The organism is Bacillus sp. B2-WWTP-C-10-Post-4, assembly GCF_009183805.1.
In the GTDB taxonomy this organism is placed as follows: Bacteria; Bacillota; Bacilli; order Bacillales; family Bacillaceae_G; genus Bacillus_A; species Bacillus_A cereus.
Genome location: NZ_WEII01000016.1, coordinates 37698 through 52841 on the forward strand (window position 1 = coordinate 37698; position 15144 = coordinate 52841).

The following is a 15144-nucleotide window of genomic DNA, read 5'->3' on the forward strand; positions in this document are numbered from 1 at the left end:
AATGTAAAATGTTATAGTGTTTCTCAGAAATGAATTTTGTTGTATAATACAGAAATGACGTTATGCTTATGAGCAACAAAAGAAACCAAAAGGGTATGCATAGTTATAGTCGTATATGGGTGAATATAGAACCTTTAATTATGGCCAAGAAAACTATGTATTTTTTATTTTAGCATTTTTCGCTCCAAAATCGACCAAGCCTGATAGAGAAAGGGTGGAAATGAATGAAAGAAACCTTGAAATCACAATTTCAAAATGTGCGTTTCACTGTATTCGTAGCTTTAGCCTTATGGCTGAAAACTTACCTTATTACACGCACAAGCTTTGATTTAAAACTTGAATCTTTCATGCAAGAATTCATTTTATTCCTTAGCCCATTAGCAGCATCATTACTGCTTGTTGGTCTTGCATTATTTGCAAAAGGGAAAAAACGTAACTATATAGCACTTGGAATTAATTTTGTCTTAACAATCGTTCTTGTTGGTAACGTAATGTTCTACGGATTCTACAATGACTTCGTTACATTACCGGTGCTAGGACAAACATCTAACTTCGGAAGTTTAGGTTCTAGTGTGAAAGAATTATTTAACTACAAAATTATTCTTGCATTTGCAGACATTATCGTTTTCTTCGTTCTATTAAAGAAAATGAAGAACTTTGCACCTACAGAGCGTGTAGCACGCCCGATGCGTTCTCTATACTTCGTATCAACAGTTGCTATTTTCTTCGCAAACTTAGGACTTGCAGAAGCTGAACGCCCAGAACTATTAACACGTTCATTCGACCGCGTTATGCTTGTTAAAAACTTAGGATTATATGTACATCAAGTATACGATCTTGGCTTACAAGCAAAATCAAGTTCACAAAAAGCGTTCGCTGACGGTAGTAAATTACAAGAAACAGAAAACTACGTAAAAACAACACAAAGTAAACCAGATCCAAATATGTTCGGTACTGCAAAAGGGAAAAACGTAATTGTTGTCTCTCTTGAGTCATTACAAACATTCTTAATTGGTGCAACAGTTAATGGACAAGAAGTTACACCATTCTTAAACCAATTTACGAAAGAAAGTTATTACTTTGATAACTTCTTCCATCAAACTGGTCAAGGTAAAACATCTGATGCTGAATTCCTAGTAGATACTTCGTTATATCCACTAGACCGCGGTGCTGTATTCTTCACACACGGTAACAATGAATATACAGCAACTCCAGAAATTTTACGTCAGCAAGGGTATCACACGTCGGTATTCCACGCAAACAACGCAACATTCTGGAACCGTAACATTATGTATCCAGCACTTGGTTATGATCGTTACTACAACGAGCTTGACTACAAGATTACGCCAGAAACAAAATTAAACTGGGGATTAAAAGATATCGAGTACTTCGATCAATCTATTGATATGCTAAAACAAGTGAAGCAACCATTCTATACTCGCTTCCTTACTTTAACGAATCATTACCCATTCACTTACGATGACAGTACAAAATTAATCGATGAATACAATTCTGGTGATGGAGTATTTGACCGTTACATGGTAACTGCTCGTTACTTAGACGAAGCAATGAAACACTTTATTGAGCGTCTAAAAGCAGAAGGTATTTACGACAACTCAGTAATCGTATTCTACGGTGACCACTACGGTATTTCTGAAAACCATAACCGTGCAATGGCACAGTTCTTAGGAAAAGAAGAAATCACTGCATTTGACCATATGAACTTACAAAAAACACCGATGTTTATTCACGTTCCAGGTCAAAAAGAAGGTAAAACAATTTCGAAACCAACTGGTGAAATTGACATTAAACCAACTATTCTAAACTTACTTGGTGTAGATTCTACAAATGACGTTCGATTCGGTCATGATGTATTCTCACCTGATAATAAAGGATTCGTTGTTCTTCGTGACGGTAGCTTCGTTACAGATAAATACATGTACACAAACAGTACATTCTATGACCGTGCTACTGGCGAAGTTGTACAATTACCGAAAGAAGAATCCCAGCCACTAATTGATCGTGCCCAAAATGAATTGAACATGTCTGATAAAATCATTGAAGGTGACTTACTTCGCTTCTCTGAAAGTAATAAGATCAAAACTGGTGAAGTAAAAACAGTTATTAAAGAAGAAAAGAAGAGCGCTGAGTAATCTCAGCCTCTTTTTTATTTTCTTCCATACAACTACTTATATTCATTAACTTTAAAATTACATAACCTTTACCAAAAATTCACATAGTGTTAATGAAGAATCTCTATAATAAAATATGTAAACGAGTTTCTACATATTTCTTATCTCTCATCTTTCGTAAGATCCCTTAAAGAAATGTGTAAATCTTTTGTTTCTACTTTCTTATAATTGTCTTTCAACTTGTTTTGTTTCCATACACAAAGCATTCAACGAGACAATGTCCCTATGAAAGATAGCTACCCTCCTTGTGCAGCATTCCATAAGAATGTTGCTTTTTTTTATTTAAAAGCAGGATTCTCATTTCTTATTTTCGAATTTGTATATACAAAATGCTGTAAAGTGAAACTTTAATCAGCCCTCATCAATCGGGCATTTACGGGCAGTGATTCGCCCACTTCACTTCTTTGCTCTACCCGAATTTGTAAGTAGGGGCTTTACTGCCGTTAATGCGGAGTAGATCATCCTTATTTCTCTATGATTTACAAATACATATATGGTCATATGTAGAGAATTGCTCACATAAAAATTACTATAGTGATTTTTATCTCGCATGAATGAAAGTTTCACGTTACTTACGTACTTACGAAAGGATGGGACGGAAATTGGCATACGAAAAATTTGTACTTTGGAATGATGAAGTTATTGATACAACAAAACAACAAACGTACATAGAACTTGAAGAGAGAGGTTCGCAGTTCGGAGATGGTGTCTATGAGGTTATTCGCCTATATAAAGGGAACTTTCATTTATTAGATCCGCACATAACGAGATTATATCGATCCATGGAAGAAGTAGAATTATCGCTCCCTTTCTCAAAAGCTGAGCTCATCACTTTACTTTACAAATTAATTGAACGAAACCATTTCCACGAAGATGGCACCATTTATTTGCAAGTATCTCGTGGTGTACAAGCTCGCACACATGTATTTTCATATGACAACCCTCCGACAATTTATGCCTATATTACAAAAAAAGAACGACCAGCTTTATGGATTGAATATGGTATACGCGCTATATCAGAACCCGATACTCGATGGCTACGCTGTGACATTAAATCATTAAATTTATTACCAAACGTACTAGCTGCTACGAAAGCTGAACGGAAAGGCTGTAAAGAGGCACTTCTCGTAAGGAACGGTATTGTAACGGAAGGAAGCCATTCCAACTTCTTTTTAATTAAAAACGGAACGCTTTACACACATCCAGCCAATCACCTTATTTTAAATGGCATTATTCGTCAATATGTCCTTTCTTTAGCGAATACTCTTCACATTCCTGTGCAGGAAGAACTTTTCAGCGTTCGTGACGTTTATCAAGCAGATGAATGCTTTTTTACAGGCACAACGATTGAAATTTTACCAATGACCCACCTTGATGGGACCGCGATTCAAGATGGGCAAGTTGGGCCTATCACCAAAAAACTGCAAAAATCTTTTAATCAAATCTTATTACAATCCAATATGGCATCTTCTTAAACACGAATAATTTCTGTCCTTTCATATTCAATATATGCATTTAAATGGAAATCAAGGTGTAATTTTATGCCTTGATTTTTTTCTTGTAATCTTTTTGTCATATTCAGATTCCTATATAAGTCTTGACAGTAATCGACATGCTCTTTAGAATTTTTAACAGTTGGTAAATATTTCTTCACTACATTACAGACAGAAAGGAATCGACAAATTATGAAAAAGTATCTTGCCGGTCTTGCGGCAGTGTCTGTAGCAGGAGGAGCAGCACCTACACTTGATAGTGTTCAAGCTGCACCTGAACAAAATACACAAAAAGCTGCTACAACTGTCCAAGCTTCTGCATCAAACAGCTCATCTTATAAGGTAAACGCGAGCGTATTACATGTTCGTGCGGGATCAAGCACTTCTCACGACATCATCTCACGCGTTTATAACGGTCAATCACTAAACGTGATTGGCGAAGAAAACGGTTGGTTCAAAATTAACATTAATGGACAAACAGGCTTTGTTAGTGGCGAATTTGTATCAAAAAGTGGCGCAGCAAACAACAATGTAAGTACAGGTGGAAACAATAAAGTTACCGCTGATGTATTACGTGTACGTACAGCTCCTAACACATCTAGTTCTGTTTCTGGGCGTGTATATGAAGGACAAACATTAAACGTAATTGGACAAGAAAATGGTTGGGTGAAAATTAACCATAATGGACAAGTAGGTTATGTAAGTGGCGAATTCGTATCTGGCGTTTCTTCTAATACAGGTTCTTCAAACAACAATACGAATAATAACAACCAAGAAGTAAAACCAGCAAGCGGAAACTATACAGTAAATGTATCTTCCCTTCGCGTTCGTACAGGTCCTAGCACTTCTCACACAACTGTAGGTTCTGTGACAAAAGGACAAGTAGTACAAGTTGTTGGAGAAGTTCAAGATTGGTTCAAAATCAATTACGCAGGACAAACTGCTTATGTAAGCAAAGACTATGTAACAAAAGGCGGTTCTAACGAAAACGTTACAGAAGGCAACAAACAAGAGCAAAACAATAATAATGGAACTATTCAAACTGGCGGTTCTTACGTAGTTAACGCTACGTCTTTACGTGTTCGTACAGGCCCTGCCGCTTACCATAGTGTAATTGGTGGCGTTTTAAACGGTACAACATTAAACGTAGTTGGATCTGAAAACGGTTGGTTTAAAGTAAATTACCAAGGAAAAACAGGCTTTGTTAGTAGCGAATTTGTAAAATTCGTTAAAGGTGGCACTACTACTCCTGAGCAACCAAAACAACCTGAAAAACCTAACCAAGGTGCGATTGGCGACTACTACATTAATGCTTCTGCACTAAATGTACGTAGCGGCGAAGGTACAAATTATAGAATCATAGGCGCACTTCCACAAGGACAGAAGGTTCAAGTAATCTCTGAAAACTCTGGATGGAGCAAAATTAACTACAACGGTCAAACTGGTTATATCGGAACACGTTACCTATCTAAAACACCAGTTGGAGGCGCAGTAGATAATAAGCCTAACAATAACCAAAATAACAATCAAAACAATAGCAACAATAATAATACAGGCAACAATAGCGGCGACAGTTCTTCCGTACTTGCATATGCAAAATCAATGCAAGGTGTACCGTACGTTTGGGGCGGAACTTCTGCTAACGGCGTAGACTGCAGTGGCTACATCTACCACGTATTTAAGAAATTTGGTCATAACATTAGCCGCCAAAGTGTTGCAGGATATTGGAGTAGCCTACCACAAACTTCAAGTCCACAACCTGGTGACTTAATTTATTTCCAAAACACTTATAAATCTGGTCCTTCTCACATGGGTATTTACCTTGGGGGCGGATCATTTATCCAAGCTGGAGATAAAGGTGTAGCAATCGCTTCATTAAGTAACTCTTATTGGAAGAGCCACTTCTTAGGATACACGAAAGCACCTTAATTAATAGTTTCAAAGCCTTCTAGTTTACTAGAAGGCTTTTTTGTACGATTTCAACACATTACTCCCTTTCCTCTAGCTTCCCTCTATAAAAATAATGTATCCATTCTTCCATTTCATACACTTTATTCTGCAAAAACAATGCATAACGTTATCATAATGTATATATTTCCATAAAAAACATAACCTATTTCATGTCTATTTATTTTATATGTGTTTTTTTGAAGAATTTTCTTTTTATTTAAACTTTTCATTAGACGTTTGACCTCCGATGTCCATTATGATAAGTTACTTAAGATGTTATATTCGTAAACGTATAGACAACTGGTTTATACACTGTTTTTACTATGAGGAAGGAGCATACACTGCATGAATCTTTTATGGGGAATTGGCGGCGTGATTGGAGTATTAGCAATTGCTTTTCTACTATCTTCCAACCGCAAAGCTATTAATTGGCGCACAATTTTAATCGCGCTAGCATTACAAATGTCATTTTCATTTATCGTATTACGATGGGATGCTGGTAAAGCAGGTTTAAAACACGCTGCTGACGGTGTTCAAGGATTAATTAATTTTTCTTACGAGGGAATTAAGTTCGTTACTGGGGATTTAGTCAACGCAAAAGGACCTTGGGGATTTGTATTCTTTATTCAAGCACTACTTCCAATCGTATTTATTAGTTCATTAGTAGCAATCTTATATTATTTCGGTATTATGCAGAAATTTGTTAGCATCGTTGGTGGTGCATTAAGTAAACTTCTTGGAACTTCTAAAGCAGAAAGCTTAAACTCAGTAACGACTGTATTTTTAGGACAAACTGAAGCTCCAATCTTAATTAAACCTTACTTAGCACGCTTAACAAATAGTGAATTCTTCACTATTATGGTAAGCGGTATGACAGCTGTTGCTGGATCCGTTCTTGTCGGTTATGCAGCAATGGGTATTCCGTTAGAGCACTTATTAGCAGCTGCAATTATGGCGGCTCCATCGAGCTTATTAATTGCGAAACTAATCATGCCAGAGACAGAAAAAGTAGATAATAACGTTGAACTTTCTACAGAACGTGAAGACGCAAATGTTATTGATGCAGCTGCACGCGGCGCATCTGAAGGTATGCAACTTGTTATTAACGTAGCAGCAATGTTAATGGCTTTCATCGCATTAATCGCTTTATTAAATGGATTATTAGGATGGGTTGGTTCTCTGTTCGATATTAAACTTAGTCTTGATTTAATCTTTGGTTACTTATTATCACCATTCGCAATCTTAATCGGGGTTTCTCCTGGTGAAGCGATACAAGCAGCAAGCTTTATCGGTCAAAAACTTGCAATCAACGAATTCGTTGCATACGCAAACTTAGGACCACACATGGCAGAGTTCTCTGACAAAACAAATCTAATTTTAACATTTGCAATCTGTGGATTTGCAAACTTCTCTTCTATCGCAATTCAATTAGGTGTAACAGGAACGTTAGCTCCTACTCGCCGTAAACAAATTGCACAATTAGGGATTAAAGCAGTTATCGCTGGTACATTAGCGAACTTCTTAAACGCAGCAGTTGCAGGTATGATGTTCCTATAAACTTATATAGAGTCTTCTCTTTCTACAAGAGGAGACTTTTTTCATGCAATCCAAACGTCTTTTATGTATCTATTAATCAATTTATCCTAAATATAGGCACATTATGATACAATAATGTTTAAGTCTTTTTATTTTTCTTATGAAAATAGAGATACTACTTGTTGTTACCCTTCAAAAGAGTTTAACGACATGGTCAATTTCTTAATAATTGCGCATACTACAAGTATCTATTGATGAAATAGCTTTAAGGAGGAAAGTTTTGTGAAAGATAAGTTCTATAAAATCCTCTCTATGTGGATTTTACAAATTGTATTTTATTTTACTACTGTACATGTGACGAAATATGAGCATGCTCTCATTTTTACACTAATATACGTAATCGTAAATGTACTATTCTTATTTTTAGCTGACAAAACAGCATTTATTTTCTTCATACTAGGAACCATTATTTCCGTATTTTATTTGTTCTATCAAGCATGGCTTCACTTATGGAGTACATCAGATCAATGGCAATATATGATTACCCACTTCCTGATGGCAGCTAACTTCTTCATTGTATATATAACAACTCACCTATTGAAAAAAGTGATTCATGAAAATAAAGCTTTAACTGAGCGTGTGAGAACATTGGAACAATATATTGGAGAATCCAAATTACTAACAAGACAAGAATTCGAGAGACGCCAAGCGTTATTAACGACTGCAATGAATCGTCGTAATGAAACAGGCATTATTGTTTACTTTGATTTCACTTCCTTTAGTAAATATACAAAGGAAAGTGTTATGGACCGTGTAGCTTCTTTATTAGTTGAAACGGTAAGGAATGATTTTGACCTTGCTGCTGAATATGATAATAATACGCTAGTTATTTTATTACAAAACACAAATGAAGCTGGTGCTGACATTGTAATGAACCGCCTAAAACCAAAAATGGAGCAATGGCTTGCTGCTGAAGCAATCAAAGATATAAAAATTTCACGCGAGCAAATTGGAAACAAAGGACAGACACTGTTATGATGACTCTCGTTATACTTCTTTTATTCCTTCTGTTTTGCGTACTCGTTTTTTGGATTAGTATCACATTTTCAATTAAATATGTACTTATTTTTACGGCCTTTCTATTCTCTGGCTTACTCGTTTACTACTCTTTCTTAACAATCGCGGGCTTAATTCACCGAAATAGTAAACGAAAATATCGTACGCTAGAACATTATCCGAGCGTCGATATTTTCATACCTGCCCATAATGAAGGCGTCGTTATTAAAGATACTTTAGAGGCGATGGCAAAGATTGAATATCCAGGAAAGCTAACTATTTATTTATTAAATGATAACTCTCAAGATGAAACACCTGAAATCGGAGATGATTTCGACAAAGCTTATGCTCATATTCGTCATATTCGTGTTCCTCCCGGTGAACCGAAGGGTAAATCACGTGTACTAAACTATGGGCTTAGTATTTCAGATGGTGAGTACTTCTGTGTTTACGATGCAGATAACCAACCTGAACCACACGCACTGCGAATGCTTGTAGAACACGCTGAAACAACTGAAGATGCTGTTGGAGCTGTTGGACACGTTCGTACAGTAAACGAAAAAAGAAACTGGTTAACGCGAATGATTTCGCTAGAATTCCAAATCTTCCAGCTCCTTATGCAATCTGGACGCTGGTTACTATTCCAAACGGGCTCGCTGACAGGAACAAACATGCTTCTTCGTCGCTCCGCACTAGAAGAGCTTGGTGGCTATGACCCTTACGCAATTGCAGAAGATGCTGAATTAACATTACGAATTACACAAAAAGGTTATCTCTTACCAATCGTCCCAGAATCAGTTACTTGGGAACAAGAACCAGAGCATTTAAAAATTCTTATTAAACAACGTACACGTTGGCTCCAGGGAAATTTATATATTTTAGAAAAAATGTTCTCATCATTAAGTTTCTTTAAAGGAAAGCTGCTTGTTCATTCCTTACAACAAGTTCTAGTGTATGTTGTATTTTGGCTATTCCTAATCATTTCGAACGTTTGGTTTGTAATTGGGCTACTCGGGATATTCCAAATTCAATATAGCATTCCGCTACTATTTATGTGGTATGTCGCATATATTACATATGTTTCTCAATTATTTAGTGCCCAGAGTGTCGAACGAACCTTTACACCGACTAATATTTTTATTAGCGTTATTATGTACTTTACGTACGCACAGCTCTTTACGTACTTATTTATTCGTAGCTTAATCTTATACTTACGTGCAAAGAGCAAGAAACAAGTCATTGGCTGGGATAAAACAGTTCGATTCAAAAAAGATAAATAATAAAAATAAGCACAGAGCGCCGTATGCTCTGTGCTTATTTATTGCCGTATAAATTATATATCAGACAATACCCCTTAGCTGAAAGTAATTTCACGTCCATCCCCCAACGAACGATCGACCTTCATTTATATACGAAAAAGTGATTGCTATTTTTGTAGAACCAATTGCTTCTCTTGCTGTTCTTTGCGCGTTTCAGTCTTAGGTTCCGTGCTTTCTTGGACACTACGATGTGCCACACGTTTCAAACAAATATGCTTCCACTTTCTTTCGTAACGTTTCATTATTCTAGATGTCCCCCTTGAATGCGCTTTAAAACTATTTGAAATCGCTTACAGGAAATAATATAGCACATATATATAAACGTGACAACACATTTCCGACAATTTTTTGTCAAAAATATGAATAGAATTCGCAAGAGATCGAATATTGTCGAAACCTATCGTTTTTTCTTCGTATAAAAGGCATACTACTTATATGGTAAAGTATTTTATTTCCCCTACCCGCATTTCAAATTCCTTCTATATAAAGTGAAACTTTCATTAGCCATCACCAATCGGGCTTTTATAAGCAGCTCGATTTATTTGCGTTTGCTGAATTTTGAGGTGGGGTTCTTACTGCTCAGCAAATAGAGGGATAAAAAAAGAGCTGATATGAAATCAGCTCTTTTCCTTCTATTATTAATGACGCTTCATACGTCCTTCTTTTTGTAACTCTTTAAATAATGCTGCCATCATAAAGAAAATAACAAAGACGAACGGGAATGCTGCAATGATAGCTGCCGTTTGTAATGCTTCTAATCCGCCAATATATAATAGCGTAGAAGCTATCGCGGCTAGAACGATACCCCAAATCATTTTAATACGATTTGGTGGGTTTAAACTACCATGTGTCGTTAACATCCCTAAAACGAATGTTGCAGAGTCTGCAGATGTAATAAAGAATGTTGCAATAAGTAAAATACCTAAAACTGATAAAGCTGATCCAAAGCTGCCCATCTGATCGAACATAGCGAATAATCCTACTTCTGTTCCCATCTCTTTCACTTTTTCGAAGATATGTGCATCACCAAACAGCTCCATATGAATACCTGTTCCGCCGAAAACGGAGAACCACAGTGCACCAATTACGGTCGGTACGAGTAACACACCGATAACAAACTCACGAATTGTACGGCCTCGTGAAACACGAGCAATAAACGTACCTACGAATGGTGACCATGCAATCCACCATGCCCAATAGAAAATTGTCCACGATTGAATCCATTGGTTTCCACCTTCGTCTAATGGACTTAAACGGAAGCTCATGCTTGGTAATTCCTGAATATAAGAACCGATTGTTGAAGTGAAGTAATTCATAATAAAGTTTGTTGGACCCGCAAATAATACAATGATCATAAGTGCAAACGCAAAAATAATATTCGTATTACTTAAATATTTAATTCCCTTATCAAGACCTGTTTGTGCAGATAACATGAAAAGAACCGTTACGATTGCAATAATAACTAACTGTGTCGTTAATGAGTTCGGGATAGATGTTAAATAACTAACACCACCCGCAATTTGTTTTGCACCGAGACCTAATGACGTTGCAACACCAAACACAGTTGCAAAAACAGCTAACACATCAAATGAATGAGCAATACGCCCGTGTTCCCCGCCCTTAAATAACGGACCTACTGTCGCACTAATCGTACTTGCTTTTCCTTTTCTAAAGGTAAAGTAAGCAATACATAACGCTACAAACGCATATAGTCCCCAAGGATGTAATCCCCAATGGAAAAATGAAAAACGCAGTGCAAGACGCGCACTTTCCTCAGTTGCACCTTCTCCAAACGGAGGTGCGTATAAATGGTTTAATGGTTCAGCAACGCCCCAGAAAACTAAGCCGATACCCATACCAGCACTAAATAGCATAGCAAACCATGTCATATAACTATAATCAGGTTCGTCATCATCTTTACCTAGACGAATAGAACCGTATTTCGAAACAATTAAAAAGATAGACACACCTAAAATAATAGAAACGGAAATAATATAAAACCAGCCGAACTTACTAACTAATGCAGTTTGAATTGCGGTTGTTACATTTCCTAAACTACCTTTTCCAATAATAGATTCGGGAATAATCCCCCAAATTGTAAATGCAATACATAATGTTAATGAAACGATGAATGTTTTTGTCAGTTTCCTCATCAAATCCCCCTTCGTAGGTTTCGCTTTTGTAAATAACATAAATTCCGATATGTAAAATCGGATAGAAAACTATAATTTTGCGGTGATTTTCTTACTTTCACCTTCACCAATTCGAATTCTTATGGACAGCCTTACCTTTCGTATAACCTTTTCACTCTGCAAGAGCTACAAGTTAGAAATACTGCTGTCAAATTGTGTGAGAAAAACGCGGATAGGAATGTATTTTCCTAAAAAAGGATGTGTTACATATGTAAAAAAGGGCAAATTTCTTCCTTGCAACCCTTTCGTTTTGTAACAATTATGCGGTTTTTTTGCTAGTATATAGCACGTGTTTATAGCTTCACAAACATAATGTTTATGTTTATATAACTATATTACCCATAAAACGGTAAAATACTCAAGGAATGTAACCGTTTAGTAAACATCATGTAACATTACTGTAATATTTTTATTTACGTCGAAAAAAACATGTTGTATTAAATATTTTGAATATAACTAGAAACCTATGAGTCATATAGAATGAAAAACGCTTTCCTATATTTTTTGTTATATTACAGGATATTAACGACTTATTACGAATGGTTTGTAATTGTGTGTTTTCCCCAAATCCGAAAAAATCTGTTGCTATAATGAGGACACGAAAACAAACGCAATGGAGGCTATCATGAAAAAATTAATTGGTATAGCAACAGCAGCAGTTTTTGGTCTTGGGATTTTCACATCATCTGCTAATGCAGAAACTGTTGTAACAACAGACGTACTAAACGTACGCGAAAACCCTACTACGGAATCAAAAGTTGTCGGTAAATTACTAAACGGTAATAAAATAGATGTACAAAATACAGAGAACGGATGGTCAAAAGTTACTTTAAACGGTAAAGACGCATTCGTAAGTGCAGAGTTCACAAAAAGCATCTACTACGTAACAGCTAACGTATTAAACGTACGTGCTGAAGCGAACACAAACTCAGAGGTTCTTGGAAAGTTGAAGAAAGACGATGTAATCGAAACAACGAACCAAGTACAAAATGATTGGTTACAATTTGAATATAACGGGAAAACAGCTTATGTTCATGTTCCTTTCTTAACAGGTACAGCACCTGTAATTGAGAAACAAGAAACAACTGCTCCTGCTAAAGCTGAAGCACCAGCTAAGGCTCAAGCACCTATAGCACAAGCAAAACCAGCTGCTAAGCCTGCTGTAAAAGCTGCTGAAACTAACACACCTTCTGGTGGTCGTGAGTTAACAGTTGTAGCTACAGCATATACAGCTCACCCGAGCGAAAACGGTGGCACATATGGCGGCCGTGTATTAACTGCAATGGGTCATGATTTAACTGCGAATCCAAACATGAAAATGATCGCTGTTGACCCGAAAGTAATCCCATTAGGATCTAAAGTATGGGTAGAAGGTTACGGAGAAGCTATCGCTGGAGATACTGGTGGTGCAATTAAAGGTAACCGTATCGATATCTTACTTGGATCAGATAGCGCTGCTCAAAAATGGGGACGCAAAACTGTTAAAGTGAAAATTTTAAAATAACCAATGACTGCTAAATTACAAGCCGGTTCTCTTTATTGAGAGCTGGCTTTTATTTATTTATAATACATATAAGGAGGCTATGCCCATGAATGTACAAGCAAAAGTAGACTGGATTGGTACGCCAAAACCGTACATATATAAAGATGAAGTAACATATAACGCTACTTCTATTGATTTCTCACTCGCTGGCGATGATAACCGCTATAAGTTAATTGTGCTCAAGTCTGAAAACAATACACATTACAAAATTGTGCAATATGGAGTAAAACCAGGCTCTCAAAAGCCATTTCCTATCGATATTCCATTTGAACAAAACATGTTACCAATTATAGAGCAGATATTACATGATCCATATGTACAAGAAATATTAAAGGAAACACACTCATAATTGTAAAAAAATATATCAACGATTTTTCAATTATATCTATCATAACTTACGATATATCAACGGTTCGACACGAAATATCGATTTAGCTACAAAAAAGAAGCTGTTCAAATATTGAACAGCTTCTCTCATATTAACGAGTTGGACCAGATACATCTTCTGATTTCAACGTATTATTTGCACCAAGAGAATGATACAACATCTTTCCATTTCCATTCACAGTTACAATATGTTCGTTATTAAAACTTTTGAACTTCACAGATCCATCACCGTAACGAATATGATACTCTTCATATGTCGTTACTTTATATTTCGTATCACTTTGACGCTCTACATTACGAACTTCCATCGTTAATAAGTCTTCTGTAATTCCTTTTTTGTGTAAATACTGTATATAATCACGGTCTTCCTTATACGATTTCCCGCTCTTATCATAATTCTTTTCAATTAAACTAAAATCATTTAATGAAATTGCACGTACGTTATCATAAATATGATTTCTTACAAATTCGCCCACCGCTGAACTTGATGTTTCTTTCGGGAATTTTAAGTAATACGTGCTTTGGTCTCCAATTTTAACACTTTCAGATTTCATCACACCAAAATCAGTAGTTTTCTCTAAATGTACTTCTACTGTTTCATCTGTGGATACAGGGCCAAGCTTATAACTTCCATAATTTAATTTTCCACGTTTTTTCCCGTTCACAAATACAGTTGCATCACTTTCATCAGAAGAAATGCTTACATACTTACCTTCAAGCGATAAATCCACTTTCACCTTCTCGCTCTGTTCATCCGCTAAATCTACTTCTTTCTCTGTTTCTAATTCAGTCAGTTCTGTCTTCGCCGTTGCCTTTACAACATATGTACCTGGGAAGTATGGCCCCAACTCTTTCGAAGTTTTATCACTAGAAAGCTCTGTTTCTTTTTTGTCATTCACATATATCTCTGCATTTTTTGCAGTTGTACTAATGCTCATATAATAAGATTTCATGCTAAACTTATACTTTGGATATAAGAACCACTCTTTTCCCTCTTCTACTATTTCCCCGTCCTTAAATGAAGATTTATCTTTAGTTAACTTTTGATCTACTGTCTCTTTCTGTAAATAAGACAGTAATTGTTTGTTGTAAGAAGGATTCTCTTTTAAATAACGCATGTACGCTTTAATATCCTCTGTCTTAATCTTTAAGCTTGAATCATTCGCTTTTACAAACTCATCAATTGCATTAATATCTTTCTTTTGGAATGCTTCAATCATTACATTTACTTGCTTTTCTTTTGAAAACTTATATGCTCCAAATTTATATGCCCCAAATAATAATGCAGCAATAACAGCAAAACCAATGATCAAAAATAAATTTTTCTTACTTTTCACTGGTTTTGTCTCGCTTTGTAATTCTGTATATGAAGCAGCAGTGTTATCAACGATTACTTCTACTTTACTCCCACACTCAGGACAAAAGTTCAAATAGTCTGCAACATTCTTTTTACATGTTCCACAAAACTTCAACGTG

10 protein-coding genes are annotated in these 15144 nt (G+C 36.1%); 8 read left to right on the forward strand and 2 right to left on the reverse strand.

The annotated features are described in order from the left end of the window. Nucleotides 1–224: 224 nt before the first annotated feature. The 6 genes from GBN78_RS09900 to GBN78_RS09930 all read left to right on the forward strand — a co-directional run bounded on the left by GBN78_RS09900 (nucleotide 225) and on the right by GBN78_RS09930 (nucleotide 9507). Entirely contained in the window at nucleotides 225–2153 is a 1929-nt protein-coding gene (locus GBN78_RS09900; protein ID WP_000665358.1) for an LTA synthase family protein, read from the forward strand. Nucleotides 2154–2782: 629 nt separating this feature from the next. Continuing rightward, the gene (locus GBN78_RS09905; RefSeq protein ID WP_074595267.1) at nucleotides 2783–3667 is read left to right on the forward strand and encodes a D-amino-acid transaminase; all 885 of its coding nucleotides are present in this window, start codon (nucleotides 2783–2785) and stop codon (nucleotides 3665–3667) included. Between the two features lie 210 nt (nucleotides 3668–3877). After that, nucleotides 3878–5614 carry a C40 family peptidase gene (locus GBN78_RS09915; RefSeq protein WP_070184475.1) on the forward strand — a complete coding sequence of 579 codons (1737 nt, stop codon included), beginning with the start codon at nucleotides 3878–3880 and terminating at the stop codon, nucleotides 5612–5614. 366 nt (nucleotides 5615–5980) lie between these two features. Beyond that, on the forward strand, nucleotides 5981–7192 hold the full coding sequence (locus tag GBN78_RS09920) for a NupC/NupG family nucleoside CNT transporter (protein ID WP_001051029.1): 1212 nt from the start codon (nucleotides 5981–5983) through the stop codon (nucleotides 7190–7192). A gap of 261 nt (nucleotides 7193–7453) precedes the next feature. After that, nucleotides 7454–8209 (forward strand): nucleotidyl cyclase domain-containing protein, encoded by a 756-nt coding sequence (locus GBN78_RS09925; RefSeq protein WP_000653224.1) that lies wholly within the window; start codon nucleotides 7454–7456, stop codon nucleotides 8207–8209. After that, on the forward strand, nucleotides 8206–9507 hold the full coding sequence (locus tag GBN78_RS09930; RefSeq protein WP_070184476.1) for a glycosyltransferase family 2 protein: 1302 nt from the start codon (nucleotides 8206–8208) through the stop codon (nucleotides 9505–9507). The genes GBN78_RS09925 and GBN78_RS09930 overlap by 4 nt, the downstream gene beginning before the upstream one ends. 677 nt (nucleotides 9508–10184) lie before the next feature. Here the strand turns inward: GBN78_RS09930 and opuD are convergent. Next, the gene (gene opuD, locus GBN78_RS09935) at nucleotides 10185–11699 is read right to left on the reverse strand and encodes a glycine betaine transporter OpuD (RefSeq protein ID WP_001230117.1); all 1515 of its coding nucleotides are present in this window, start codon (nucleotides 11697–11699) and stop codon (nucleotides 10185–10187) included. Between the two features lie 664 nt (nucleotides 11700–12363). On the opposite strand from opuD, the gene GBN78_RS09945 reads away from it, so the two are divergent. Then, a complete protein-coding gene (locus GBN78_RS09945) occupies nucleotides 12364–13242 on the forward strand; it encodes a cell wall-binding protein EntA (RefSeq protein ID WP_044584989.1) in 879 nt (292 codons plus the stop codon). 85 nt (nucleotides 13243–13327) lie between these two features. Further along, on the forward strand, nucleotides 13328–13630 hold the full coding sequence (locus GBN78_RS09950) for a DUF3910 family protein (protein ID WP_001102542.1): 303 nt from the start codon (nucleotides 13328–13330) through the stop codon (nucleotides 13628–13630). A 130-nt stretch (nucleotides 13631–13760) separates the two neighbouring features. Here GBN78_RS09950 and GBN78_RS09955 read toward each other — a convergent pair whose 3' ends face one another. Further along, entirely contained in the window at nucleotides 13761–15140 is a 1380-nt protein-coding gene (locus tag GBN78_RS09955) for a zinc ribbon domain-containing protein (RefSeq protein ID WP_070184477.1), read from the reverse strand. Between the last annotated feature and the right edge of the window lie 4 nt (nucleotides 15141–15144).